Source organism: Aeromonas sp. 95A (assembly GCF_051919235.1).
GTDB classification, from domain to species: Bacteria; Pseudomonadota; Gammaproteobacteria; order Enterobacterales; family Aeromonadaceae; genus Aeromonas; species Aeromonas veronii.
In genome coordinates this window covers 2681281-2705500 of the sequence record NZ_JBQBFC010000001.1, presented here as the reverse complement: position 1 = coordinate 2705500, position 24220 = coordinate 2681281, and the positions used below count along the sequence as shown (strand labels likewise).

20 protein-coding genes and 1 pseudogene are annotated in these 24220 nt (G+C 60.6%); 9 read left to right on the top strand and 12 right to left on the bottom strand.

Annotated elements, in window-relative coordinates; all coding sequences use genetic code 11:
• Nucleotides 1–18: 18 nt before the first annotated feature.
• The 5 genes from ACTG2U_RS12240 to ACTG2U_RS12220 all read right to left on the bottom strand — a co-directional run bounded on the left by ACTG2U_RS12240 (nucleotide 19) and on the right by ACTG2U_RS12220 (nucleotide 5289).
• A complete protein-coding gene (locus ACTG2U_RS12240; RefSeq protein WP_439974534.1) occupies nucleotides 19–1638 on the bottom strand; it encodes a methyl-accepting chemotaxis protein in 1620 nt (539 codons plus the stop codon).
• Nucleotides 1639–1806: 168 nt separating this feature from the next.
• Nucleotides 1807–2703, bottom strand: coding sequence for an EamA family transporter RarD (gene rarD / locus ACTG2U_RS12235; RefSeq protein WP_005356175.1), 897 nt, complete (start codon nucleotides 2701–2703; stop codon nucleotides 1807–1809).
• A gap of 125 nt (nucleotides 2704–2828) precedes the next feature.
• Nucleotides 2829–2999 (bottom strand): hypothetical protein, encoded by a 171-nt coding sequence (locus ACTG2U_RS12230; protein WP_005341999.1) that lies wholly within the window; start codon nucleotides 2997–2999, stop codon nucleotides 2829–2831.
• A gap of 126 nt (nucleotides 3000–3125) precedes the next feature.
• Complete coding sequence (locus ACTG2U_RS12225) at nucleotides 3126–4622, bottom strand: aldehyde dehydrogenase (protein ID WP_421319123.1); 1497 nt, start codon at nucleotides 4620–4622, stop codon at nucleotides 3126–3128.
• A 124-nt stretch (nucleotides 4623–4746) separates the two neighbouring features.
• On the bottom strand, nucleotides 4747–5289 hold the full coding sequence (locus ACTG2U_RS12220; protein WP_005339643.1) for a cupin domain-containing protein: 543 nt from the start codon (nucleotides 5287–5289) through the stop codon (nucleotides 4747–4749).
• 186 nt (nucleotides 5290–5475) lie between these two features.
• Between ACTG2U_RS12220 and ACTG2U_RS12215 the strand changes: the two genes are divergently transcribed.
• From ACTG2U_RS12215 to ACTG2U_RS12190, 6 genes are all read left to right on the top strand, one after another.
• Entirely contained in the window at nucleotides 5476–6807 is a 1332-nt protein-coding gene (locus tag ACTG2U_RS12215) for an aspartate aminotransferase family protein (protein ID WP_201930952.1), read from the top strand.
• An 81-nt stretch (nucleotides 6808–6888) separates the two neighbouring features.
• Entirely contained in the window at nucleotides 6889–8385 is a 1497-nt protein-coding gene (locus tag ACTG2U_RS12210) for a CoA-acylating methylmalonate-semialdehyde dehydrogenase (protein ID WP_439974533.1), read from the top strand.
• An 83-nt stretch (nucleotides 8386–8468) separates the two neighbouring features.
• Entirely contained in the window at nucleotides 8469–9197 is a 729-nt protein-coding gene (locus ACTG2U_RS12205) for a glutamine amidotransferase-related protein (protein WP_005357481.1), read from the top strand.
• A 183-nt stretch (nucleotides 9198–9380) separates the two neighbouring features.
• The gene (locus ACTG2U_RS12200; protein ID WP_005339651.1) at nucleotides 9381–10352 is read left to right on the top strand and encodes a LysR substrate-binding domain-containing protein; all 972 of its coding nucleotides are present in this window, start codon (nucleotides 9381–9383) and stop codon (nucleotides 10350–10352) included.
• A 106-nt stretch (nucleotides 10353–10458) separates the two neighbouring features.
• Complete coding sequence (locus tag ACTG2U_RS12195) at nucleotides 10459–11298, top strand: PfkB family carbohydrate kinase (RefSeq protein ID WP_100647089.1); 840 nt, start codon at nucleotides 10459–10461, stop codon at nucleotides 11296–11298.
• 345 nt (nucleotides 11299–11643) lie between these two features.
• On the top strand, nucleotides 11644–12096 hold the full coding sequence (locus tag ACTG2U_RS12190; protein ID WP_005339654.1) for an Rrf2 family transcriptional regulator: 453 nt from the start codon (nucleotides 11644–11646) through the stop codon (nucleotides 12094–12096).
• Nucleotides 12097–12168: 72 nt separating this feature from the next.
• Here ACTG2U_RS12190 and ACTG2U_RS12185 read toward each other — a convergent pair whose 3' ends face one another.
• Nucleotides 12169–12690, bottom strand: coding sequence for a ferredoxin-type protein NapF (locus tag ACTG2U_RS12185; RefSeq protein WP_005339657.1), 522 nt, complete (start codon nucleotides 12688–12690; stop codon nucleotides 12169–12171).
• A gap of 140 nt (nucleotides 12691–12830) precedes the next feature.
• Here ACTG2U_RS12185 and ACTG2U_RS12180 point away from each other — a divergent pair, with 140 nt between their 5' ends.
• Entirely contained in the window at nucleotides 12831–13046 is a 216-nt protein-coding gene (locus ACTG2U_RS12180; protein WP_021231493.1) for a hypothetical protein, read from the top strand.
• A complete protein-coding gene (gene rmuC / locus ACTG2U_RS12175) occupies nucleotides 13043–14383 on the top strand; it encodes a DNA recombination protein RmuC (protein WP_439974532.1) in 1341 nt (446 codons plus the stop codon). Before ACTG2U_RS12180 ends, rmuC begins: the two co-directional genes overlap by 4 nt.
• A gap of 151 nt (nucleotides 14384–14534) precedes the next feature.
• On the opposite strand, the gene add is transcribed toward rmuC, so the two are convergent.
• The 5 genes and pseudogenes from add to glnA all read right to left on the bottom strand — a co-directional run bounded on the left by add (nucleotide 14535) and on the right by glnA (nucleotide 20350).
• Nucleotides 14535–15536: an adenosine deaminase gene (add, locus tag ACTG2U_RS12170; protein ID WP_021231491.1), complete on the bottom strand. Its 1002-nt coding sequence runs from the start codon at nucleotides 15534–15536 to the stop codon at nucleotides 14535–14537.
• A 141-nt stretch (nucleotides 15537–15677) separates the two neighbouring features.
• Nucleotides 15678–17096, bottom strand: a complete 1419-nt coding sequence (glnG, locus tag ACTG2U_RS12165) for a nitrogen regulation protein NR(I) (protein ID WP_439974531.1) — start codon at nucleotides 17094–17096, stop codon at nucleotides 15678–15680.
• A gap of 9 nt (nucleotides 17097–17105) precedes the next feature.
• Nucleotides 17106–18160, bottom strand: a pseudogene (gene glnL / locus ACTG2U_RS12160) (nitrogen regulation protein NR(II)).
• A gap of 86 nt (nucleotides 18161–18246) precedes the next feature.
• Nucleotides 18247–18825: a DUF4124 domain-containing protein gene (locus ACTG2U_RS12155; protein ID WP_021231489.1), complete on the bottom strand. Its 579-nt coding sequence runs from the start codon at nucleotides 18823–18825 to the stop codon at nucleotides 18247–18249.
• 115 nt (nucleotides 18826–18940) lie between these two features.
• Entirely contained in the window at nucleotides 18941–20350 is a 1410-nt protein-coding gene (glnA, locus tag ACTG2U_RS12150; protein ID WP_005339672.1) for a glutamate--ammonia ligase, read from the bottom strand.
• Between the two features lie 351 nt (nucleotides 20351–20701).
• Between glnA and typA the strand changes: the two genes are divergently transcribed.
• The gene (typA, locus tag ACTG2U_RS12145) at nucleotides 20702–22513 is read left to right on the top strand and encodes a translational GTPase TypA (RefSeq protein WP_201981586.1); all 1812 of its coding nucleotides are present in this window, start codon (nucleotides 20702–20704) and stop codon (nucleotides 22511–22513) included.
• 240 nt (nucleotides 22514–22753) lie between these two features.
• On the opposite strand, the gene ACTG2U_RS12140 is transcribed toward typA, so the two are convergent.
• The gene (locus tag ACTG2U_RS12140; protein WP_005341967.1) at nucleotides 22754–24196 is read right to left on the bottom strand and encodes a TrkH family potassium uptake protein; all 1443 of its coding nucleotides are present in this window, start codon (nucleotides 24194–24196) and stop codon (nucleotides 22754–22756) included.
• Between the last annotated feature and the right edge of the window lie 24 nt (nucleotides 24197–24220).

The following is a 24220-nucleotide window of genomic DNA, read 5'->3' as shown; positions in this document are numbered from 1 at the left end:
GCCCGTCAGCGCCCCGGATCAGTGGCGGGGGGTGTCGAGATGGAAGTGACGAGTCTGCCTGGTCAGGATGCGGGCGTGCTGGGCGACCATGGTCGCCTCTTCGGCGGCGTGACTGGCGCTCTGGTTGACCTCGGCCGCCAGCCGCGACATCTCGCCGACCTGATGGTGGATCCCCTGCACCAGCCGGGTTTCATCGGTCATCAGCTGATCGACCTGAGCGATGCGCAGGTTGATCTCCTCGCAGCTCTGCGCTATCCGGGCGACGCTCTGGCCTGCTGTCATCGCGTGGGCGACCGCCTGTTCGACCCGGGTCAGCTCGGTATCCATCTCGCTGGCGGCACGCAGGCTGACATCCTGGATCTTGCCGATGATGGTGTTGATCTCGGTGGTGGCACTGCCGGTGCGGGTCGCCAGCAAGCGCACTTCATCGGCCACCACGGCAAAACCGCGCCCCTGTTCGCCCGCTCGGGCGGCTTCGATGGCGGCATTGAGCGCCAGCAGATTGGTCTGTTCCGCAATGCCATGGATAGCGCCCGCCAGCCCGGCAATCTGCTGCGAAAGACCGGCCAGATCCGAAATGGTGCGCGAGACCCGCTTCACCCCCGCTGCTTGCTCCTCGATTACCTGTTCAACGGTGTGAATAGCGTGAGTGGCTTCTTGTGCGCGGGTGGCTGACTGGAGGGTTTGCTCCCCAACCTGATGCAGCTGGCTACCCGCCTGCTCGATGGAGTGGGTGAGCTGTTCGATGGCCTGCTCGATATGGTGGGCCGCCCCGACCTGCGCCTGACTGTCATCGGCGTGCCGTTGCGCCATCGACGTCAGGTTGGTGGCGCGCTCATCCAGCGTACTGGCGCTGCGCTGCAGCGACTCCACCAGGGTGGCAAGCTGGTCACGCATGGCCCCAATCTGGCGGATCAGCTCGCCAATGGCGTCGAGGCCCGGCTCCGGCATGGGGCGGTTCAACTCCCCTTCGGCGATGGCGGCGGTGGCCTTACCGGCGGCCAGCAGTCGTTGTTGGGTGGGGCGTCCCAGCCAGAAGATGAGTCCCGCCCCCATCAGTGCGGCGCACAGCAACAGGCCGTAACAGAGTCGGGTGGTGTTGGCGAGATGGGCCATCTGTTCGGCGGCATACTGGTTGCCGCTGATGACGGTGGCGTCCACCCCGAGCCGGTGGGCGTTATAGAGGGTGTGCAGACGCGCAGCAATCGCTCCCGCCTGTGTCAAATCGCCCGCCTTGATCGCGGGGACAAACTTGGCGTTGAGCAGTTGCCAGAACAGCTCTCCCTGTACTTTTTGCTCCCCCAGTAGCCGCTCCCTGAGGGGCTCGTTCAGATTGCTCTCTTGCCAGAAGCGGTTGCGGCTCTCGAACTCTTGCTGAAGCCGGGTGAGGGTTTGCAGCAGGTGCTCCCGCTCCCCCGGTTTGGCATGGAGCAGGGTGTAGACCTGCAACTGGGATTCGATGAGGTAGAGAGGCGGCGGCAGAATATCGGCTACCACATCCTTCCCCTGTCCCATCTGATCGGCTGCGCTCCGGACCGAGTAAAGCCCAAAAAAGCTGATGGAGATCAGCGTGATAATGACCATGATCCCCAGAACCTGACCAAAAAGCAGGGATCTGTCGTGAATGTGCTTGAGCATGTTGCCTCCATTCGGCTCCGTTCATGGATAGCATAGCTCTCTGGCGGGATGGTGCGACTCGGGTGTGGCCTGTTGATGGCGAGTCGGCTCTGGAGAAGGGGAGGTCGCAGTCAGAAGGCCGCTGGTGGCACGAAAAAGAAAGCCGGGGTCGCTGGTGGTGAGGCGGTGTCAGGTCCGGCTTGGCGCGGCTTTGCCGCTGCGCAGCCCATCCAGACTGAACAGTACCAGCGCGCTCCAGATGCAGGCAAAGGTGAGCAGTTTGTCCATCGCCAGCGCTTCCCCATAGAGGGTGACCGCGAGGATGAACATCAGGCTGGGGCCTATGTACTGGAAGAAGCCCAGGGTGGAGAGCTTGAGCCGGGTCGCAGCGGCGGTGAAGCAGAGCAGGGGGGCCGTGGTGACGGCGCCAGCGGCGATCAGCAGCAGGTTGAGGTGCCAGTCGTTCTGGGTGAGATGGCTGGTGGGGCTGTCGGCAAAGCCCCACAGATAGATGGCCGCTGGTGGCAGCATGATCATGGTTTCGATCAGCAGACCGGTGAGGGCATCGAGGGCCAGTTTTTTGCGCACCAGCCCATAGATGGCAAAGCTCGACGCCAGCACCAGCGCAATCCAGGGTAAGGAGCCAAAGGCGATAAGCTGGATCGCCACCCCGGCAAAGGCCAGCGCCACCGCCCACCACTGCAGGCGGCGCAGCTTCTCGCTCAGAAACACCATTCCCAACAGTACGTTGAACAGCGGGTTGATGTAGTAGCCGAGGCTGGCATCCAGCATATGGCCGTTGTTGATGGCCCAGATGAACAGCAACCAGTTGCCGCCGACGGTGACCGAGGTAAACGCCAGGGTGAGCAACACTTTTGGCTGGCGCAGCACCGCCTGCACCTTGTGCCATTGACGGCCTGCCAGGGTCAGAACCATCAGCAGTACGCAGGACCAGATCATCCGGTGGGTCAGGATTTCGGCGGCCGGAACGGCAGAGATGGTCTTGAAATAGATGGGGGCTATGCCCCAAAGGGTATAGGCGCACAGGGCGTAGATGACGCCCTGACGCTGGATCTGTTGCGGCATGCGGATGACCTTTACTGAAGCGTTGGATGCGGGAAAACATCGCAAAAAATCAGTGTAGCGATCCTTTTGCGGGGAAAGAAGCGAATAAACGAAGTTTGAGGGAAAGGAGGTGTGTTGCTGGCCGGTCAGCCTTTACCACGGCGGATCTTGTCGACGTCCATCAACAGCCACAACATCAGGGCGATGGCTGAGATCCAGGGGCCCCAGGTCACGTAGGCCTCGCCGTGCCCCAGCACGAAGAACAGCAGGGGCAAACCGATCACCAGAAAAAGTACGCTTCCCAGAAAAAATAGCATTTTTGTCTTTATATTTAACATGTTGGCTTTTTTATCATTATAAGGATTGAGCTTGGTGATGGAAGGCCAAAAATGCAAAAGGGGGATTTCTCCCCCTTTTTGATCCGATAGTGCTGCTTTGTCGTGTTATTCCAGCTGAATCCAGGTGCTTTTCAGCTCGGTGTACTTCTCCAGCGCATGAAGTGACTTGTCGCGGCCGTTGCCGGACTGTTTGAAGCCGCCAAACGGCATGGTCATGTCACCACCGTCCCAGTTGTTGACGAACACGGTACCGGCGCGCAGGGCGCGCGAGCCCTTCACCGCCTTGTTGAGATCCGCCGTCCAGATCGCCGCCGCCAGCCCATAGTCGGTGTCGTTGCCCAGCGCAATGGCCTCTTCCAGCGTATCGAAGCCGGTCACCGCCAGCACAGGGCCGAAGATCTCCTCGCGGAAGATGCGCATCTGCGGGGTCACGTCGTCGAAAATAGTGGGTTCGATATAGAAGCCGCCACTCTCCATATTGGTGCGGTTGCCGCCCAGCAGCAGCTTGGCCCCCTCCTGCTTGCCAATCTCGATATAGCGCAGCACCTGTTCCATCTGGATGTGATCCACCATGGCACCGATGCGGGTCGCAGGGTCGAGCGGGTTGCTCGAGATCCACTCGCGGGCATGGGCCAGCAGTCGCTCCATAAATTGCGGTTTGATGCTGTTTTGCACCAGCAGGCGGGAGGCAGCGGTGCATACTTCGCCCTGGTTGTAGAAGATGGCGCCAGCGGCGCTCTTGGCCGCGGCGTCCAGATCCGGCGCATCCGCCAGTATGATGTTGGGGCTCTTGCCGCCGCACTCCATAAAGGCGCGCTTGAGGTTGGACTTGCCGGAGCACTGCACCAGATGTTTGCCGATCTTGGTGGAGCCGGTGAAGGTGATGCAATCCACATCCATGTGCATGGCCAGCGCCTCGCCCACGGTATGGCCAAAGCCCGGCAGCACGTTGAACACCCCGTCCGGAATGCCCGCCTCCTTGGCCAGACCCGCGATACGCAGGGCGGTCAGGGGGGATTTTTCGGAAGGCTTGAGAATGACCGAGTTGCCGGTAGCGAGCGCCGGACCCAGCTTCCAGCAGGCCATCACCAGCGGGAAGTTCCACGGCACGATGGCGGCGACCACCCCGAGCGCTTCGCGGGTCACCAGCGCCAGGGCGGATTCCTCCACCGGGGCGACCTGATCGTAGATCTTGTCGATCGCTTCTGCGTTCCAGGCGATACAGTTGGCGGCAGCGGGGGCGTCATAGCCCATGGCATCGCCGATGGGTTTGCCCATATCCAGCGACTCCAGCAGCGCCAGCTCCACCTTGTTGAGGCGCATCAGCTCGGCGAAGCGCTGCATGATCTGTTTGCGCTGTTTCGGCGGCAGGCCGCTCCAACGCTTGTCGTTGAAGGCGTCACGCGCAGCCTGTACCGCCAGTTCGGCATCGGCGGCATCGCAGGCCGCCACCTTGGTCAGCAGCTTGCCGTTGGCCGGGTTGATGCAATCGAAGGTGGCGCCATTGACGGCATCCCGATAGCTGCCGTTGATAAAGGCTTGCGAGGGCAGGGTCAGATGGGCGGCCTTGTGTTGCCACTGGGCCAGGGTCAGGTCACTCATGTTCACTCCTTGAACCGGCAAAAGTCAGTTTCCGCGTATCAATATGCTAAACATCCTGCCGCTTGTAAATCCATCTTGTAACAATTCATTAAACATTGCTCCCCTGCCGACGCGCGTCTGAATGTCAGAAACTGGCGGGGGTGTTGGCCGAGATCAGCACGCACTCCTGCTCGCCGCTATTGCGAAAACGGTGGGGGGTGCGGCTGTCGAAGTAGTAGCCATCCCCGGCGCCCAGCAGGTAGATCTGCTCGCCCACGGTCACTTCAACCTCGCCCTTGATGACGATGCCGCACTCTTCACCCTCGTGGCTCAGCATGTCGTCGCCGGTGTCGGCGCCAGGTGGTAGCACCTCCTGCAACATGCCGATGGCGCGGTTGGCGCGGCTGTGCCCGACCAGCCGGTAGCTGATGGGATGCGTGCCGAGATCTGGCATATCGGCGGCGCGGAAGATCACTTCGGTGCCCATTTCGGTCTCTTCGGTGAAGAAGCTGGCCAGCGACATGGGGATGCCTTCCAGCACCTTGCGCAGGGAGGCGACAGAGGGGCTCACCTGATTTTTCTCGATCTGGGAGATAAATCCGTTGGTCACACCGGAGCGCTTGGCCAGCTCGCGCTGGGAGAGGGCTGCCTTGGTGCGAACCGCCTTGAGGCGGTGACCGATATCCATCTATAGACACTCCTTGACTGTTTACTATTATTAAAATTGTGTTAAATATCTTATACCACCCTGCTGATGCGTCTAGCTAGGGGTGGCACCAGACAGGGCGATAACGGGCCCTTTTTTATGGATTCAGGTGTTTAATTTAATAGGCATTGGCCGACAGTTGCTAAACACCTTAAGGATGAGGTGACCATGAAACCGATCAGCGACATCAATACGCCCTCCGACATGTCCGCCTTCTGGATGCCGTTCACCGCCAACCAGCAGTTCAAGGCGGCGCCGCGTATCCTGAAGTCGGCAGAGGGGATGTATTATCACTCAGAGGATGGCCGCAAGATACTGGATGGCACAGCCGGACTCTGGTGTTGCAACGCGGGCCATGGTCGGCGCGAGATTGCCGAGGCGGTCTCCCAGCAGATTTCCCACCTCGATTTCGCTCCCACATTCCAGATGGGCCACCCCCTGCCGTTCGAGCTGGCCAACAAGCTGGTGGAGATTGCCCCCAAGGGCTTTGGTCACGTCTTCTACACCAACTCGGGTTCCGAGTCGGTCGATACCGCGCTCAAGATTGCGCTGGCCTGGCAGCGGGCTCGCGGTCAGGGCACCCGCACCCGGCTGATTGGCCGCGAGCGTGGCTATCACGGGGTCGGCTTTGGCGGCATCTCTGTGGGGGGGATTCCCGGCAACCGCAAATGGTTCGGCTCCCTGCTGACCGGGGTGGATCATCTGCCCCATACCCTCAACATCGCCAAGAACGCCTTCACCAAAGGGCTGCCCGAGGAGGATGTGGCGCTGGCCGACGAGCTGGAGAAGATCGTCTTTCTGCACGATGCCAGCAATATCGCGGCGGTGATCGTCGAGCCCATCGCTGGCAGTACCGGTGTGTTGATGCCCCCCAAAGGCTACCTCAAGCGGCTGCGGGAGATCTGCACCAAACACGGCATCCTGCTGATTTTTGACGAGGTGATCACCGGTTTCGGTCGCCTCGGCTCCCCCTTCGCCTCTCAGGAGTTCGATGTCATCCCCGACATGATCACCTGCGCCAAGGGGCTCACCAACGGCGCTATCCCCATGGGAGCTGTGCTGGTGCAGAAGCACATTTATGACGACATGATGGCGGCAGGCAAGGGGGCCATCGAGCTGTTCCACGGCTACACCTACTCCGGCCATCCGGTGGCTGCTGCTGCGGGTCTGGCGACCCTCGAGATCTATCGCAACGAGAACCTGCTCAGCCGCGCCGCCGATCTGGCTGGCTACTGGGAGGAGGCGGCCCATTCGCTGAAGGGCTGCAAGCATGTGAAGGATGTGCGCAACTACGGGCTGGTGGCGGGTATCGAGCTGGAATCGATGCCGGATGCACCGGGCAAGCGCGCCTATGAGGTGTTTGTCCGCTGTTTCGAGAAGGGGGCATTGATCCGGGTGACCGGCGATATCATCGCCCTGTCGCCGCCCCTCATCATCGAGCGCAGCCAGATCGACGATCTCTTCACCTTGCTGCAGGATGCCCTGCAGGCACAACCTTAACACATTTGATGGCCCCGCACTGGCGGGGCCTTGCGTTGGTTTGCTCAGCGCATTTACCACATCAGTTATCACGGAGGATACATGACATACAGGGTCAGCAACTTCATCAACGGCCAACCGCAGGAGAGTCGCAGCGAGCGGCAAGGGGCCATCTTCAATCCCGCTTGTGGCAAGCAGGAGGGGAGCGTGGGGCTTTCCAGCGCCGCCGAGTGTCAGGAGGCGATCGCCATCGCCGAGCGCGCCTTTGCCGACTGGTCGCAAACCCCGCCGCTGGTGCGGGCCCGGATCTTTTTCCGCTTCAAGGAGTTGATGGAGCAGCATAGGGACGAGCTGGCCCAGCTCATCAGTCGCGAGCACGGCAAGGTCTTCTCCGATGCGCAGGGTGAGCTGACCCGCGGGCTGGAGGTGGTGGAGTTTGCCTGCGGCATTCCCCATCTGCTCAAGGGGGAGCACTCCCTCAACGTCGGCCGTGGGGTAGACAGCTACTCCATGATGCAGCCTGTGGGGGTCTGCGCCGGTATCACCCCGTTCAACTTCCCGGCCATGGTGCCGCTCTGGATGTTCCCGGTCGCCATCGCCTGCGGCAACACCTTTATTCTCAAACCCTCCGAGAAGGATCCCTCCCTCTCGCTGCGAATGGCCGAGCTGCTCAAGGAGGCCGGTCTGCCGGACGGCGTGCTCAACGTGGTGAACGGTGACAAGGAGGTGGTGGATGTGCTGCTGACCGACCCGCGAGTGGGTGCCGTGTCGTTTGTCGGTTCCACCCCCATCGCCCAGTATATCTATGCCACCGCCTCGGCCCACGGCAAACGGGTACAGGCGCTGGGCGGCGCCAAGAACCACATGGTGGTGATGCCGGATGCGGATCTCGATCAGGCGGTCTCTGCCTTGATGGGGGCCGCTTATGGGGCAGCGGGCGAGCGCTGCATGGCCATTTCGGTGGCCGTGGTGGTGGGTGACGAGACCGCCGATGCGCTGGTGGCCAAGCTGACGCCGTTGGTGGAAAAACTGCGGGTGGGCCCGGGGTTGGGCCAGAGCCCGGAGAACGAGATGGGACCGCTCATCAGCAAGGAGCATCTGGCCAAGGTCCGCGGCTACGTTGATCAGGGTGTGGCCGAAGGGGCCGCGCTGCGGGTCGATGGCCGCACGCTGAGCCACGACGAGGGTTACTTTATCGGTGGCTGCCTGTTTGACGAGGTGACCCCCGAGATGCGCATCTATCGCGAGGAGATCTTCGGCCCTGTGCTCTCCATCGTGCGGGTACCGGACTACGAGACGGCGCTGCGCCTCATCAACGAGCACGAGTACGGCAATGGCACCGCCATCTTTACCTGTGACGGCGACACCGCGCGGGACTTCACGGCGCGGGTGCAGGTCGGTATGGTAGGGGTGAACGTTCCCATTCCGGTGCCGATGGCGTTTCACAGCTTTGGCGGCTGGAAGCGCTCCATCTTCGGGCCGCTCAACATGCACGGGCCGGACGGGGTTCGCTTTTATACCCGGATGAAGACGGTGACGGCGCGCTGGCCCCAGAGCCTGCGCAGTGGTGCCGAGTTCTCCATGCCGACCATGAAGTGACGCGCTGGCGCGTGCTCATGGCCTAACCTCTTGCCCCCGCCGGTCGTTGATTGGCGGGGGCGAACTCTGTAAAGGAACAACAGATGCGATTGGGAATTCTCGATTGTGACCGGCTCGATCCCGATCTGGCGGATCGTTTTGGCCCCGTTTACTCCGAGATGTTTATCAGGGGCTTTGCGGCCCTGGCCCCCGAACTGGAATTTCGGGTCTGGTCGGCTCTCGATGGGGAGCTGCCGGAGGATCTGCACGAGTGCGATGCCTGGCTTATCACAGGTTCGCGCCACGATGCTTACAGCGATATCCCCTGGATTCAGGCATTGCGGGCGTGGATCCGTCAGGCGCACGATGCCGACGTCAAGCTGGCCGGTGTCTGCTTCGGTCATCAGGTGATCGCCCAGGCACTCGGTGGCGAGGTGGTGAAGTCCACCAAGGGATGGGGGCTGGGAGTGTCGGTGCATCCCATGCTGGCAGATGAGCCCTGGATGGCGCCAGCGCGGGATCAGATCCGCATTCTGGCCAGCCATCAGGATCAGGTGGCCCTGCTGCCGCCGGGGGCAACCCGACTGGCGGGTAACGATTTTTGTCCCAACTTCATGTTTTTGCAGGGGGATCACATCGTCGCCATTCAGGGGCATCCGGAGTTCTCGGTGGAGTACAACAGGGCGCTGATCGAGCGGCGCCGCGGCCTGTTGCCCGACGAGCGCTACCAGAGCAGCCTCTCCTCGCTGGAGGGGGAGGTGGATTCGGCGACCATGATGCAGTGGCTGCTGCAGTTTCTGGGGATCCTGCCGCTGCGGGCTGGCGCGGCCTGAACCCGGTTTGTCAGCCACCCCTTCGGATGCTAGATTTTGTAGCAAAATGAAGGATCAAGCGCTGAGATGTCGGGATCGGATGGTACACTGGCCGCCCATGTGGCGGCCTGTTTGTCTGGCTTGATTGCCGTCCCGGCCTGAGCCAAACCTGTCTGAGCCAAACCAGTGTGAGAGTGTGACGCCTTGAAACTACAGCAATTGAAGTATTTGATCGCGATCCGGGACCACAACCTCAATGTGTCCGTGGCTTCCGATGCGCTCTTCACCAGTCAGCCGGGGGTCAGCAAGCAGATTGGCCTGCTGGAGAGCGAGCTGGGGGTGCGGATCTTCGAGCGCCGTGGCAAGCATTTGCACCGCATTACGCCGGTGGGGGAGGAGATCATCAAGTGTGCCGAGGCGATGCTCAATATCGAGAGCAAGATTAAGGCGATCTCCCGCGAGTATCTGGATCCGACCGTGGGCACTCTCAATATTCACACGACCCACACCATCGCCCGCTATCTGCTGCCCAAGTCGGTCACTTACTTCACCAAGAAGTATCCCAAGATCTCGTTCCACCTCCATCCGGTGATGTCGGCGAGCAAGGAGCAGATCAGCAAGGGTTACTCCGATTTTTCCATCGTTGCCCACGAGATTGGCTTCGACAAGGAGCTGATCGCGCTGCCCGCCTACCTCTGGACCCTCTCGCTGGTGGTGCCGCAGGATCACCCGCTGGCCAAGGTGAAGAAGCCGACGCTGGAGCAGCTCTGCCACTACCCGATCCTCAGTTACGAGAGTGGCGCCACTGGTCGGCAGGTGCAGGACGAGGTGTTTCAGGCGGCGGGGCTGACCCCGAGTTACTACATGACGGTGATGGACGCCGGGGTGATCAAGCGCTACGTGGAGCTGGGCTTTGGCATCGGCATCATCTCCTCGTTGGTGGCCAACGACACCGACAGCCCCGGGCTGGTCTCCATCAATCTGGAGCACCTGTTTAAACCCTGTCCGGCGCAGATCTGTTTCAGCAAGAGCATCCTGCTGCAGAACTATATGTATGACTTCATCAGCTCCTTCTCGCCCCACCTCACCAAGGAGGTGATCCAGAGTGTGATGCAGCAGCCGAGTCAGGCGCGCATCGACGAGCTGCTGGCCGGGGTGGAGCTGCCCATCTATTGATCCCGATCGGATTCCCGATCGCTGCCGGTTGTCTCTTCTGTCAGGCTGGGCTCTACTCGGGGTTCAGCCTGTCTCTTTTGGGCTATCTCCATCGTCCGAGGTCTCTATGTCCCGCATTCTGCTGCTTGCCAATCTCAACTGTGATCATGTGCTCTCCCTCTCCGAACCTCTGGTGGCGGGGGCCCGGCTGCAATATGTGGATCAGGGGCGCAGGCTGGGGGGCGGCGCCGCCAACACCGGCATCGGGCTGGTATGGGCGGGCCACGAGGTGACCATCGCCTCCCGTATCGGGTTGGACGAGACCGGCGACTGGCTGCTGGAGCAGGCGGCCGGTTACGGGCTGGATTGCAGCCATGTGGAGCGCTTTGGCGGCGAGACCGGCGAGCTGCTGATCCTGGTGGACTCCACCGGCGAGCGCACCATACTGCGCCGCCCGCGGCGTCCCGACCTGCCCGGCGATCTGCCGCTGGATGGGGTGGATTGCCTCTATGTGAACTATCCCGGCACCGCCATCATCAGTTACATGCGCCAGATGCTCGGCAAGAGCTTCGTGGTAGCCCAGTATCCCAAGGGCGGCCAAGCGCGCCGTCCCTGCCATGTGCTGGTGGCCTCCCGCTCCGATCTCGGCGAGGTGAGCGACCCCTGGCAGCATGCCCGCCAGCTGGCGGGGGAGCAGCTCGAATGGCTGGTGCTGACCGAAGGCAAGGCAGGCGCAGTGGCCATCCACGGCGATGAGCAGATTAGGGTTGCCGCCCGTCCTGTTTCGGTGGTCGATACCACGGGGGCAGGGGATGCTTTCGCTGGTGGATTGATTCACGGTCTGGCGCGGGGCATGGCGATCAAGGATGCGTTGCAGTGCGCGGTGGACTGGGGGGCGTTTGCCGTCGCCTCCGAGAGCTCCATCCCCTCGGTTGCCCTGAAAAACTGGTTGAAACAACCCCACTGAACCACCTCCTTGACTGTCGATTGAAGGGCGGTTCGCAGGCCATATGGCTGCTGGTCGAAGGGGCTTGGTGAGGGGGACTATTCGGGAGATTTACCCGCCATAAAGCGGGTAAACGCCGGGCTAACCCGGCAAGTTTGCGATCAATCAAAGAAAGTGTCGATTTATGTGCATCTTCATCGACACCCGGTTGTGCTGCTCTTAACCTGTCACTCCGCAACTCAGATTAAGAGACAGGCCCCCCTCTGGCGAACCAATGGGCAAACAGAGGCAAACCGGTTGTCTCCTGCCTCTTAGCTCAACGTTGTCGTCCTGATTCCTGGCTTGTAGTAAGAGGCAAGTGCGACCATGCAACTGACACGATTTACCGACTACGCCCTGCGTACCCTGACCTTCCTGGCGGTTCAGCCGGGGGATCGTCTGTCGACCATTACCGAAGTGGCCGATACCTTCGGCATCTCTCGCAACCACGTGGTCAAAATTGTGCACCAGCTTGGCATCAAGGGGTATATCGAGACGGTACGCGGCAAGCACGGTGGCATCCGCCTCGGTCGCTCAGCGGTCTCCATTAACCTGCGGGATGTGGTGATGGACATGGAGCATGTGCTCTGTCCGGTCGACTGCAAGCGCGAAAACTGCCGTCTCTCCGGTGGCTGCCGCATTCAGGGCATTCTGCGCCGCGCCATGAACGCCTTCCTCGAAGTGCTGGGTGAATACACCCTGGCCGATGCGGTGCGCGATCCCAATCGTCTCTGCCACCTGCTGGGTATCGAGCAAGAGACTATTGTGACCATGGCCTGACGGGACGCGGAAAATTGAACAAGATGTGAAAGGGGCCTGATGGCCCCTTTTGCTTTTGTACGCAGGTGGTTTTTAGCGACTGCCTGGCTGGCGGATCAGGGTGATGGCGCCGTGCAGGCAGGCGAGGCCGCAGGCACCGCAGCCATTACAGGCATCCATATTGACGTTGATGCCGTCGGCTGTGGCCTTGATCGCCTGTTGCGGGCAGGCATCTTCACAGAGCAGGCAGTAGAAGCCCTGCCGTGCCTGACAGCTCTCTTCAATCTGCACCCGGGTCTGCACCTGCCGACCTAGTTGCAGGTCGAGGGCGCCGGTGGGACAGGCTCTGGCGCAGCTGCCGCAGTAGCTGCACTGGCCGCAGGCGAGATCGAGCACCGGGGTACCGGCGATGGGGCTCCCCTCGTACTCCTCCTGGGTGGCCGGTTTGAGCAGACCACGCGGGCAGGCCTTGAAACACTCGCCACAGCGGGTGCAGAGGGAGAGGTACTGGGACTCCTCGATGGCCCACGGCGGGCGCGCTTCATGGCAAACCACGGCGGGCTTGCGGGAAGCTTGCCAACCTTGTGTCAGCCAACGGAGGAAATAGTGAGTCATGCTCGCCCCTGATACCTATTAGGGGTTAATTTTATCGAAGTTTCGGGAAGCAGGCCAGAGAATAGCGGCCGTCAGGATCGCAAGCGCAGTTGCCCTTGTGTAAGCTAGGCGGGTCTTTTTACGTGGTTGAATGAAAACATATGTGGCTATTTCTCTGGCGTGCGTCCCTGCTCTATGTCTTTCCCCTGCTGATGTGGGCCTACTGCCGCATCAAGGATATCGAGTTCGCCGAGCTCGATACCGGCGTCAACACCCACAAGTGGGTGGTGCTGGCCGCCTACCTCATCTACGTGGTGATCTGGATCCTGGTTAACCGTTATCTCGAACTCTTCCTGCGTCAGCGGAGCCGCAAATGATTGACCCCGGACTCTGGGGGATCTTGCTGCCTGCCGCCGCACTGGCCCTCGGGCTTGGCTGGCTGATCGGGCGGCGGGCTGCCACGGCGCAAGCTCAGGAGCTGCTGCTGGCGCAGGAGCGTTATCAGGCGCTCCAGGATCGCTTCGACGAGTTGCAGGATGAGCGGATGCAGGGCCAGCAGAAGCTGGATCAGCAGCAGACCCTGCTGATCAAGCTCACCGCCCGCCTCAAGGATGCGGAAGCGACCCTGCGCAGCGAGCGGCTGGCTGCCGCCGAGAAGCTGCAACTGCAACAGGAGGCGGAGCAGCGCCTCAGCCAGCAGTTCGAGAATCTCGCCAACCGGATCTTCGAGCAAAACTCCGGCAACTTCCGCGAATTGAACCAGAACAGCCTCGATCTGCTGCTCACCCCGCTCAAAGAGCAGCTCGAGGGCTTTCGTCGTCAGGTAGGCGAGACCCACGCCCAGGAGACGGCCCAGCGCCACAGCCTCAAGTTCGAGCTGGAGCGTCTCGCCGAGCTCAACGCCCGCATGACCGAAGAGGCGGCGGCGCTGACCCGCGCCCTCAAGGGCGACAGCAAGCAGCAGGGCAACTGGGGGGAAGTGGTGCTGGCACGGATCCTCAGCGAATGCGGCTTGCGCGAAGGCCACGAGTACCACACCCAGGTCAATATCGAGGTGGAGAAGGGCAAGCGCTACCAGCCCGATGTCATCGTCCACCTGCCGCAGGAGAAGGACATCATCATCGACGCCAAGGTGTCGCTGACCGCCTACGAACGCTGGTACAACGCCGATGACGAGCTGGAGAAGGCGGTGGCGCTCAAGGAGCACGTCGCCTCGGTGCGCAGCCATATCCGCGAGCTGGGCCGCAAGGATTACCAGCAGCTGCCCGGGGTGCGCACCCTTGACTATGTGCTGATGTTCGTGGCGGTGGAGCCCGCCTTCCTCACTGCCATGGAAGCCGATCCCTCGCTGGTGCGTTACGGTCTCGACAACAACATCCTGCTGGTGAGCCCCACCAACCTGATGGTAGCGCTGCGCACCATCGAGAACCTGTGGCGCTACGAGCGGCAGAACCAGAATGCCCGCCAGATTGCCGAACGGGCCGGTCGCCTCTACGAAAAGCTGCGGCTGTTTGTCGAGGAGATGCAGCAGATGGGCGGCAGCCTGCACAAGGCGCAGGAGAGCTACGACAAGGCAATGGGACGGCTGGTCAACGGCCGTGGCAACCTGATTGCGCAGGTCGAGCGTTTCCGCGAGCTGGGGGTGGAGGTGACCAAGAGCCTGCCCGATCCGCTGGTGGAGCGGGCGCTGGAGCGCGACAAGGAGCAGGAGTAGTTTTTACCTGCACCGCAATCAGCAAAAGGCCCAAACCCGGTTTGGGCCTTTTGCTATCTGTCAGCTGGCCAAGTGCTGACCCATCATCAGAAATCCGCAAAGCAAACGGCCCACCGAAGTGGGCCGTTGTTATTTGCAGTGCCGGTGTTAATCAGCGGCTGGCTGCGCGGGCGCTCAGCTCGGCTTTCTCGCTATCGCTCAGGAAGGCCAGGGTCAGGCCGTTCTGCTGGGCGGTGCGGATCTCGCTGGCGGTCATACCAGCAGCCGGAGCGGCCACCTCATATTCGTGCGGCAGGTCGATCCCTTCCACCGCCGGGTCATCGGTGTTGAGGCAGGCCAGCACGCCGGCGGCCAGGAACTGGCGGATCGGGTGTTCGGTCAGGCTCGCCACCGTGGTGGTCTGGACGTTGGAGGTGAGGCAGGATTCGATGCCGATGCGGTGCTCGGCCAGATAGGCCATCAGGGCCGGATCCTGAATCGCTTTGACGCCGTGGCCGATACGCTCGGCGCCCAGTTCGCGAATGGCTTGCCACATGCTCTCGGGGCCAGCGGCTTCACCGGCGTGTACGGTGACGCGCATGCCTGCATCGCGCACCTTGCGGAAATGGTCGACAAAGAGTTCGCCCGGGAACCCCAGCTCGTCACCAGCCAGATCGATGGCCACCAGCTTGTCGCGGTGGGCCAGACAGGCGGCCAGCTCCTGATTGCACTGCTCGGTGCCGAAGGTGCGGCTCATGATGCCGATCAGGTTGGTCTTGATACCGAAGTCACGGCTGCCTGCGGCCACGCCGTCGATGATAGCTTCTACTACACCCTGCGGGTGCAGCTTGTGGGTCATCGCCATATAGGCAGGGCTGAAGCGTAGCTCGGCATAGTCGATACCGGCGCGCAGCAGATCTTCCACGTTTTCGTAGGCAACCCGGCGGCAGGCGTCATAGTCGGCCAGCACGGCCACACCCCAGTCCAGTTTCTTCAGGAAGGCAACCAGACTTGGCTCGTTTTCGACGATCTGTACGTGGGGGCGCAGCGCTTCCAGTTCGAAGGCGGGCAGCTGGATATTGTGTTGGCGACCCAGCTCGAGGATGGTTTGCGGGCGGATGTTGCCGTCCAGATGGCGGTGCAGGTCGGTCAGGGGGAGAGATCTGTCAATCATGGGGGCGCCCTCGTCGAGTCAGGTTTGAAAGCCTGCCATTCTAGGCGGGGCTTTCAAAAAAGATACCCCGTTTATGGTTAAACGGGGTTCTGGCGGACGGTGATTTGTCAGGGCGTGATGGGAATCGTTTTTCCCCGGGACTCAGGAGAGATCGAGTTCCTTCAGCTTGCGGGTCAGGGTGTTGCGGCCCCAACCGAGCAGGCGCGCCGCCTCCTGCTTGTGGCCGTGGGTGTGTTCCAGCGCCGTCTCCAGCATGATCCGTTCGAACTGGGGCATGGCATCGGCCAGGATGTCTGTCTCTCCCAGCGCCAACTTGCTGGCCACCCACTCTTGCAACTGTTGCTGCCAGCAACCGGGCAACGCCGGTTGACCTGGTTCGGCGTTGTGGGTGATGGGGGTGAGCAGCTCGGCAGGCAGGTCGCCGACCAGCACTTCTTGCCCCGAGGCCATCACGGTAAGCCAGCGGCAGACGTTCTCCAGCTGGCGCACGTTGCCCGGCCAGGGCAGGCGGCTGATATAGGCCTGGGTATCCGGGTGCAGGCTCTTGGCCTCGACGTTCAGCTCTTTGGCGGCGCGCAGCAGGAAGTGACGGGCCAGCTGGGGGATATCCTCACGGCGCTCCTTGAGGGCGGGGATGTGGATTCGGATGACGTTGAGGCGGTGAAACAGATCCTCGCGAAACTCGCCATCGGCGACCCGTTTCTCCAGATTCTGGTGGGTGGCGGCGATGATCCGTACATCCACCTGCACCGGCTGGTGGCCGCCGACTCGATAGAACTGGCCATCGGCCAAGACCCGCAGCAGCCGGGTCTGCACATCCAGCGGCATGTCGCCGATCTCGTCGAGAAACAGGGTGCCGCCGTCGGCCTGCTCGAAGCGGCCATGGCGGATGTTGTTGGCGCCGGTGAAGGCCCCCTTCTCGTGACCGAACAGCTCCGATTCGATGAGATCTTTCGGGATAGCCGCCATGTTGAGGGCGATAAAGTTCTTGTGGGCGCGCGGGCTGTGCTTGTGCAGGGCGTGGGCGACCAGCTCCTTGCCGGTACCGCTCTGACCGTTGATCAGCACCGAGATGCTGGAGCGTGACAGGCGACCGATGGCGCGGAACACCTCCTGCATCGCCGGTGCTTCACCGATGATCTCGGGAGTGGCGGTGGTCTCTTGCTGACGAGCCTTGCGCTTGGTGCGCTGCTCCTTGAGGTGATTCTCGGCGCGGCGCACCAGGGTCACCGCTTCGTCGATGTCGAACGGTTTGGGCAGGTACTCGAAGGCGCCGCGCTGGTAGGCGTTGACCGCGCTGTCGAGATCCGAGTGGGCGGTCATGATGATGATGGGCAGATCGGCCTGACGGCGATGGATCTGCTCAAGCAGGCTCAGGCCGTCGATGCCGGGCATCCGGATATCGGAGAGGATGACATCGGGCGAGCGCAGCTCAAGGGCGTGCAGCAGGGCTTCGCCATCGGCAAAGCTCTCGCAGTTGAAGCCTTCGCTGCCGAGAGTGCGCTCCAGCACCCAGCGGATAGAACTGTCGTCATCGACGATCCACACTTTGGCGGTCATGGGGTTCCCTTACTTGCGAAGCGGTAGAAAAATGGTGAATTCGGTGTGACCCGGCCAGCTGATGCAGTCAATCCGCCCCTTGTGTTGGTCGATCAGGTTCTGGGCGATGGAGAGGCCGAGCCCTGTTCCCCCTCCTTGCCGGTGATCATGGGATAGAACAGGGTGTCGCGAATGGCATCGGGAATGCCGGGACCGTTGTCGATGATCTTGATCTCCGCAGCCAGCCGGTAGCGCTGGCCGTGGATGGTGATCTGGAACGCGGTGCGGGTCTTGATACGGATAAGCCCGGTTTGATCGCCGAGCGCTTCGGCGGCATTGCGCACTATGTTGAGAAACGCCTGCTGCAGCTGATCCGGCTCCATCTCGAATTCGGGGATGCTGGGGTCGTAATCCCGCTCGATGCGAACAGAGGGAGGGAGTTCGAGCTCCACCAGTCGGCGTACCTGCTCCAGCACCGAATGGACATTGTGCATCTGGTGGCGGCCGGGGCGCTGGGGGCCGAGCAGCCGATCGACCAGTACCCGCAGCCGGTCAGCCTGTTCGATGATGATGCCGGTATATTCGCGCAGGGCCGGGTCCGGCAGCTCTTTTTGCAGCAGTTGGGCCGCGCCGCGCAGGCCGCCGAGGGGATTCTTGATTTCGTGGGCCAGCCCGCGCACCAGCTCCTTGGCCGCCAGCTGTTGGGCATGTTGCTGCTGCTCCTGACTGATCTTCTTCTGCTGGTCGATCTTGCGCAGCTCCACCACCAGCAGACGCTGTTCGTGGTCGGCCATCGGGGTTGCGCTCAGCTCCACCAGTCGCGGTTCTCCCTCTACCACCAGAGTCACTTCGCTATCGGTAAAGCCTTGCCCTGAAACGAGGCACTGCTTGAGCCGCTGCAAATCGAGGGAGATATGTTCCAGCAGATGGGGCAGTTCGATGCCGATTAGCCTGCGTTCACTGAGGGAGAGCAGCTGTTCAGCCGCCGGGTTGACGAACTGGATGCAGAGCCGCTCATCCATCAGGATCACGGCGGTCAGCAAATTATCCAAGAGTGTTTTGGCGTTGTCCGAGCGGGTTGGCACAGGTTTCTCCCTAAAACGGTGCTATACACCTGTTATGCACCGATATGGTGCATAGAGTTTACCCGCATCGGTGCGCTATATCACCCCTAGTCGGCTTTGGGGGTGGGTTTGGGAGCCGGTGTCACGCTCGCTCTATGCAGGTAAAAGGTGACTGCACTGGATTTAGCAAGGATCGTACCGTCTTTGGCGAGCAGCTCGAGCTGAGCTTCGTGGGCGCCGCGATCGACGTTTTCGACGCGGACAGAGAGGCTGTTGCTGACGATGGGGGCGGCTTTGCCATCCAGGGTCAGGCGCACATCATACTGGGTCGGAGGTTTGGGGCTGATGGTGCCCTGAAAGACGATGTTGCCTGTGTTGTCGCGCAGGGTGCTGCCCTGTTCCGGGGAGAGCAGTTCGATAGTCAGCTTGGCCGCCTCTTTCTCTTTCTTGGCATCGGCGCCGGTCAGGCTGTTGAAGTTATCCACCTGCACCGATCTGGGCGCGCTGCTGCCCAGCAGCGGGGCGACCCGCAGATCGACCTCTTTGGCGTTTTTGCCGGGTGGTGGCGCATCCGAGTAGTGGGTGATGCCATTGCCATCGACCCAGGAGTAGACCTTGGCCGCGTCCGCAGCGAACGAGGTCAGCAACAGGAGGCTGAGCACCCCTATGCCATGCTTGTTGTTCATCCATCTCTCCTTGACGGTATTTTGCTTAATCCTATCAGAGAAAAAACCCGCCAGATGGCGGGTTTTGTCACGATTAAGCAAGCTGACCAGATTTAAACGGCCAGTCTGCTGAGACTTAGACGGAGTAGTACAGCTCGAACTCCAGCGGGTGCGGGGTCATGCGCACACGGTCAACATCCTGTTGTTTCAGTTCCAGATAGGAGTTGATGAAGTCATCGCTGAACACGCCGCCACGGGTCAGGAACTCGCGGTCAGCATCCAGAGCGGCCAGGGCTTCGTCCAGAGAACCGGCAACGGTCGGCACTTCTGCGGCTTCTTCCGGCGGCAGGTCGTACAAGTTCTTGTCCATGGCATCGCCCGGATGGATCTTGTTGATGATACCGTCCAGACCGGCCATCAGCTGGGCTGCGAAGGCCAGGTACGGGTTGGCAGCCGGATCCGGGAAGCGCACTTCGATACGACGGGCTTTCGGGCTCGGTACCACCGGGATACGGATGGAGGCAGAGCGGTTGCGGGCAGAGTAGGCCAGCATGACCGGTGCTTCATAACCCGGAACCAGACGCTTGTAGGAGTTGGTGGTCGGGTTGGCGAAGGCGTTGATGGCCTTGGCGTGCTTGATGATACCGCCGATGTAGTGCAGCGCCATCTCAGACAGACCGCCGTACAGGTCACCAGCGAACAGGTTGACGCCGTTCTTGGCCAGAGACTGGTGGCAGTGCATGCCGGAGCCGTTGTCACCGAACATGGGTTTCGGCATGAAGGTAACAGTCTTGTTGTAGGCGTGGGCCACGTTGTGGATCACGTACTTCAGTACCTGTACTTCGTCAGCTTTCAGCGTAAGAGTGTTGAAGCGGGTAGCGATCTCGTTCTGACCGGCAGTGGCCACTTCGTGGTGGTGAGCTTCAACGACCTGGCCCATCTCTTCCAGCACCAGACACATGGCGGCACGGATATCCTGGGAGGAGTCGACCGGTGCAACCGGGAAGTAACCGCCTTTCACGAACGGACGGTGACCCTTGTTGCCATGCTCATAGGCAGTGCCGGAGTTCCATGCGGCTTCTTCAGATTCGATTTTCACGAAGCTGTGGCCCATGGTGTTGGAGAAAGTAATGTTGTCGAACATGAAGAATTCCGGCTCCGGCCCGAACAGCACGGTGTCAGCGATGCCGCTGGACTTCAGGAAATCTTCTGCACGCTTGGCGATAGAGCGCGGATCGCGATCGTAGCCCTGCATGGTGGCAGGCTCCAGCACGTCACAAACGATGTTCAGGGTGGTCTCTTCGGTGAACGGGTCCAGCTTGGCGGAGGCTGCGTCCGGCATCAGTACCATGTCGGATTCGTTGATGCCCTTCCAGCCGCCGATGGAGGAACCATCGAACATCTTGCCGTCTTCGAAGAAATCTTCATCAACCTGGTGAGCAGGGATGGATACATGCTGCTCTTTACCCTTGGTGTCGGTAAAGCGCAGATCAACAAACTTGACTTCGTGTTCCTGGATCAGGGCCAAAACGTTCTGGGCTGACATGCTAAGTAACCTCCGGTGTTAAAACTCTCTGGGTGAATGCGTCGTCGTATTCACATAAGCCAGTATCGTGCCAAGTTTGTGACAGCTTGATTTCAGGGCAATCTCGCTGAAGAGGCTCCCCAAAATCAGGCGATCTCGACTCGCGTTGCATCAATTTAGTGCGATGGTGGATCGTTTTGGTGCACTGTAATGGTGCGCGAAATACGGTCACCGCCCATCTAAGCAGGGTTTGTCAGAGAGGTCTATGATCCAGATCTGTTGTTATGCGCGAATGTACTGCAATTCTGCTAGGCAGATCACAAAGGCAAGAGTACAATTAGCGCCCAATTTTACCCGGTGATTGAGGCGAGAATGTTAGAGAATTTACGCAATATTGCGATTATTGCGCACGTTGACCACGGCAAAACGACTCTGGTTGATAAGCTGCTGCAGCAGTCCGGCACCCTGGACCGCTCCACGGAAGGCCAGGAACGGATCATGGACTCCAATGATCTGGAACGGGAACGTGGCATCACCATTCTCGCCAAGAACACTGCGATCCGCTGGAATGACTACCGCATCAACATCGTTGATACCCCGGGTCACGCCGACTTCGGTGGTGAAGTAGAGCGCGTACTGTCCATGGTTGACTCCGTGCTGCTGCTGGTTGACGCCGTAGACGGCCCGATGCCGCAAACCCGTTTCGTGACCCAGAAAGCGTTCGCTCAGGGTCTGAAGCCGATCGTGGTCATCAACAAGGTTGACCGTCCGGGTGCTCGTCCTGACTGGGTAATGGATCAGGTATTCGACCTGTTCGACAACCTGGGCGCGACTGACGAACAGCTGGATTTCAAAGTTGTTTACGCCTCTGCACTGAACGGTTGGGCCACCATGGATCAGGACGTCGAGTCCGAGAACATGGAGCCGCTGTTCCAGGCTATCGTTGACAACGTTGAAGCGCCGAAGGCTGATGCCGAAGGTGGTTTCCAGATGCAGATCTCCCAGCTGGACTACAACTCCTACGTGGGCGTTATCGGTATCGGCCGTATCACCCGTGGTCGCGTCAAGACCAACCAGCAAGTCACCATCGTTGGTGCTGACGGCAAGACCCGTAACGGTAAAGTCGGTCAGGTGCTGGGTTACCTGGGTCTGTCCCGTACTGAAGTTGCCGACGCGCAAGCGGGTGACATCATCGCTATCACCGGTCTGGGCGAGCTGAAAATCTCCGACACCATCTGTGACAACGGTGCCGTTGAAGCCCTGCCGCCGCTCTCTGTTGACGAGCCGACCGTGAACATGACCTTCCAGGTCAACACCTCACCGTTCGCCGGTAAAGAGGGCAAGTTCGTGACCTCCCGTAACATTCTGGAGCGTCTGAACCAGGAGCTGGTCCACAACGTGGCCCTGCGCGTTGAAGAGACTGATGATCCGGACAAGTTCCGTGTATCCGGTCGTGGTGAGCTGCACCTCTCCATCTTGATCGAAAACATGCGTCGCGAAGGTTACGAACTGGCTGTGTCCCGTCCGGAAGTAATCCTGCGTACCGTTGATGGCGTTCTGCAAGAACCGTTCGAAACCGTAACTGTGGACGTTGAAGAAGCCCACCAGGGTTCCGTGATGGAGCAACTGGGTCTGCGTAAGGGCGAAATGACCAACATGACCCCGGATGGCAAGGGTCGTGTCCGTCTGGACTTCATGATCCCGAGCCGTGGCCTGATCGGTTTCCAGACCGAGTTCATGACCATGACCTCAGGTACCGGTCTGCTCTACCACACCTTCGACCACTACGGTCCGCACAAGGGTGGCAGCATCGGCGAGCGTCAGAATGGCGTGCTGATCTCCAACGCTACCGGTAAAGCACTGACTTACGCCCTGTTCGGTCTGCAAGACCGTGGTCGTCTGTTCATCGGTCACGCGACCGAGGTGTACGAAGGCCAGGTGATCGGTATTCACTCCCGTTCCAACGACCTGACTGTTAACTGCCTGAAAGGCAAACAGCTGACCAACATGCGTGCCTCCGGTACCGACGAAGCTCAAGTGCTGACTCCGCCGATCCGCATGACTCTGGAACAGGCTCTCGAGTTCATCGATAACGACGAACTGGTAGAAGTGACTCCGAAGAACATCCGTATCCGCAAGAAATTGCTGACCGAACTGGATCGCAAGCGCTCTGGCCGTGGTTAATGCTATGTGCTGAGTCTCGGCAGCCCTTGCGGCCGCTGACGGTTCACTGATAAACGGACCCAAACCTCTGGTTTGGGTCCGTTTTTTTATGCTTGTGATCCGCTCTGGCCATCCTGATGAGCTCGTTCAGGCTATCCGGTAATGGGGCTGATGAGCGTTGAGCGAAGGTCGTGGGGATGGGTGAGATAAAAAGCCGCAGCGGATGAACGCTGCGGCTTTTTGCTGGCTTGCAGTGAGGGATTACTGGCGCCAGAAGGAGGGGAAGAAGAGCACGGCGACCGTCAGGATCTCCAGTCGTCCCAGCAGCATGCCGAATGACAGCAGCCATTTGGCCGATTCCGGCAGGCTGGCAAAGTTGGTGCTGGGGCCGACCACAGGGCCCATGCCTGGGCCGACGTTGGCAACTGCGGTGATGGAGCTGGATATGGCCGTCAGAGGGTCAAGCCCGATGGCGCCCAACAGTGCAGCTATCACCAGAATGATGGCGAAGTAGGCTAGTACGAATGAGATCATCGAGCGGATGATGGCGTCATTGACCGTCCGGCCGTTGTACTTCTGCGGGAAGACAGCAGAAGGGTGCATCAGTTGGCGCATCTGCTTTCTGAACAGGGCGAATGCCACCTGTACCCGGAAGATCTTGAGACCACCCGCAGTGGAGCCTGAACAGGCCCCAAGAGCCAGCAGCACGATGAAGACGATGCTGGCGAGCGGCCCCCAGGTGCCGAAGTCACCAAGGCCGTAGCCGGTGGTGGTGAGCACCGAGACGATGTTGAAGCAGCTGATGCGCAGGGCATCCCAGAAGCCGAACAGGTCTCTCTCCCACAGATAGAAGGTCATGATGACGGTGACCCATACCACCAGCCAGAAGAAGCCTCGTACCTGGGCATCCTTGAACAGGCTGTTGTCCCTGTGGTTGAGGCTCTGCACATAGAGCAGGAAGGGCAGGCCGCCAAGGAACATGAACAGGGTGCCAATCCAGTGGGCCGAGTTGGAGAAGTGGGACATGGATTGATCGGAGGTGGAGTAGCCGCCGGTACTGAGAGTGGTCATGGCATGGTTGATCGCCTCGAACATGTTCATGCCGCTGGCCCAGTAGGCCATGAAGCAGAGCATGGAGAGCACCAGATAGACTACGACGATGTTGTTGGCGACCGTCTTGGCACGCGGGGCGCTTTTGTCCGACCAGTCCGAGCTCTCGGTCTGGAACAGCTTCATACCGCCGACGTTGAGGTAGGGCAGCACGGCTACCGCCATCACGATAAAGCCGACCCCGCCCAGCCACTGCAGGATGGAACGCCACAACAGGATGCTGTGAGCCATGTTGTCGAGGCCGGAGAGCACGGTAGAGCCCGTGGTGGTCACCCCCGACATGGTCTCGAAGTAGGCGTCGGTGAAGTTGATGTGGGTGATGAAAACAAAAGGCAGGGCGCCGAAGGCGCAGGCCACCACCCAGACCGAGGTGGTGAGCAGGAACATCTCCCGCACCCCAAGATGAAACTCCGCCTTGCGGCCATAGTGGAGGCAGAGCAGGGCGGCGCCGTGGGTGATCAGCACGGACTTGAGAAACTCGACAAATCCCTCTGACCCGGTGAGCAGTGCCAGCAAGGTGGGCAGCCACATGAAGAGCGCCAGCTTGGAGAGCACCAGCCCGAGGGTGAAGATAATGGGACGCAGCTTGATCATGTTCGATAACCTGGTCGTTGATTA

Bases quoted from the DNA above. Each gene is read 5' to 3' on its own strand.
- glnA (WP_005339672.1), bottom strand. From the start codon at position 20,350: ATGTCAGCCCAGAACGTTTTGGCCCTGATCCAGGAACACGAAGTCAAG.
- ACTG2U_RS12225 (WP_421319123.1), bottom strand. From the start codon at position 4,622: ATGAGTGACCTGACCCTGGCCCAGTGGCAACACAAGGCCGCCCATCTG.
- ACTG2U_RS12190 (WP_005339654.1), top strand. From the start codon at position 11,644: ATGCAACTGACACGATTTACCGACTACGCCCTGCGTACCCTGACCTTC.
- ACTG2U_RS12140 (WP_005341967.1), bottom strand. From the start codon at position 24,196: ATGATCAAGCTGCGTCCCATTATCTTCACCCTCGGGCTGGTGCTCTCC.
- ACTG2U_RS12240 (WP_439974534.1), bottom strand. From the start codon at position 1,638: ATGCTCAAGCACATTCACGACAGATCCCTGCTTTTTGGTCAGGTTCTG.
- ACTG2U_RS12155 (WP_021231489.1), bottom strand. From the start codon at position 18,825: ATGAACAACAAGCATGGCATAGGGGTGCTCAGCCTCCTGTTGCTGACC.
- rarD (WP_005356175.1), bottom strand. From the start codon at position 2,703: ATGCCGCAACAGATCCAGCGTCAGGGCGTCATCTACGCCCTGTGCGCC.
- rmuC (WP_439974532.1), top strand. From the start codon at position 13,043: ATGATTGACCCCGGACTCTGGGGGATCTTGCTGCCTGCCGCCGCACTG.
- ACTG2U_RS12195 (WP_100647089.1), top strand. From the start codon at position 10,459: ATGTCCCGCATTCTGCTGCTTGCCAATCTCAACTGTGATCATGTGCTC.
- ACTG2U_RS12230 (WP_005341999.1), bottom strand. From the start codon at position 2,999: ATGCTATTTTTTCTGGGAAGCGTACTTTTTCTGGTGATCGGTTTGCCC.
- ACTG2U_RS12210 (WP_439974533.1), top strand. From the start codon at position 6,889: ATGACATACAGGGTCAGCAACTTCATCAACGGCCAACCGCAGGAGAGT.
- ACTG2U_RS12180 (WP_021231493.1), top strand. From the start codon at position 12,831: ATGTGGCTATTTCTCTGGCGTGCGTCCCTGCTCTATGTCTTTCCCCTG.
- ACTG2U_RS12220 (WP_005339643.1), bottom strand. From the start codon at position 5,289: ATGGATATCGGTCACCGCCTCAAGGCGGTTCGCACCAAGGCAGCCCTC.
- glnG (WP_439974531.1), bottom strand. From the start codon at position 17,096: ATGACCGCCAAAGTGTGGATCGTCGATGACGACAGTTCTATCCGCTGG.
- ACTG2U_RS12185 (WP_005339657.1), bottom strand. From the start codon at position 12,690: ATGACTCACTATTTCCTCCGTTGGCTGACACAAGGTTGGCAAGCTTCC.
- ACTG2U_RS12215 (WP_201930952.1), top strand. From the start codon at position 5,476: ATGAAACCGATCAGCGACATCAATACGCCCTCCGACATGTCCGCCTTC.
- ACTG2U_RS12205 (WP_005357481.1), top strand. From the start codon at position 8,469: ATGCGATTGGGAATTCTCGATTGTGACCGGCTCGATCCCGATCTGGCG.
- typA (WP_201981586.1), top strand. From the start codon at position 20,702: ATGTTAGAGAATTTACGCAATATTGCGATTATTGCGCACGTTGACCAC.
- add (WP_021231491.1), bottom strand. From the start codon at position 15,536: ATGATTGACAGATCTCTCCCCCTGACCGACCTGCACCGCCATCTGGAC.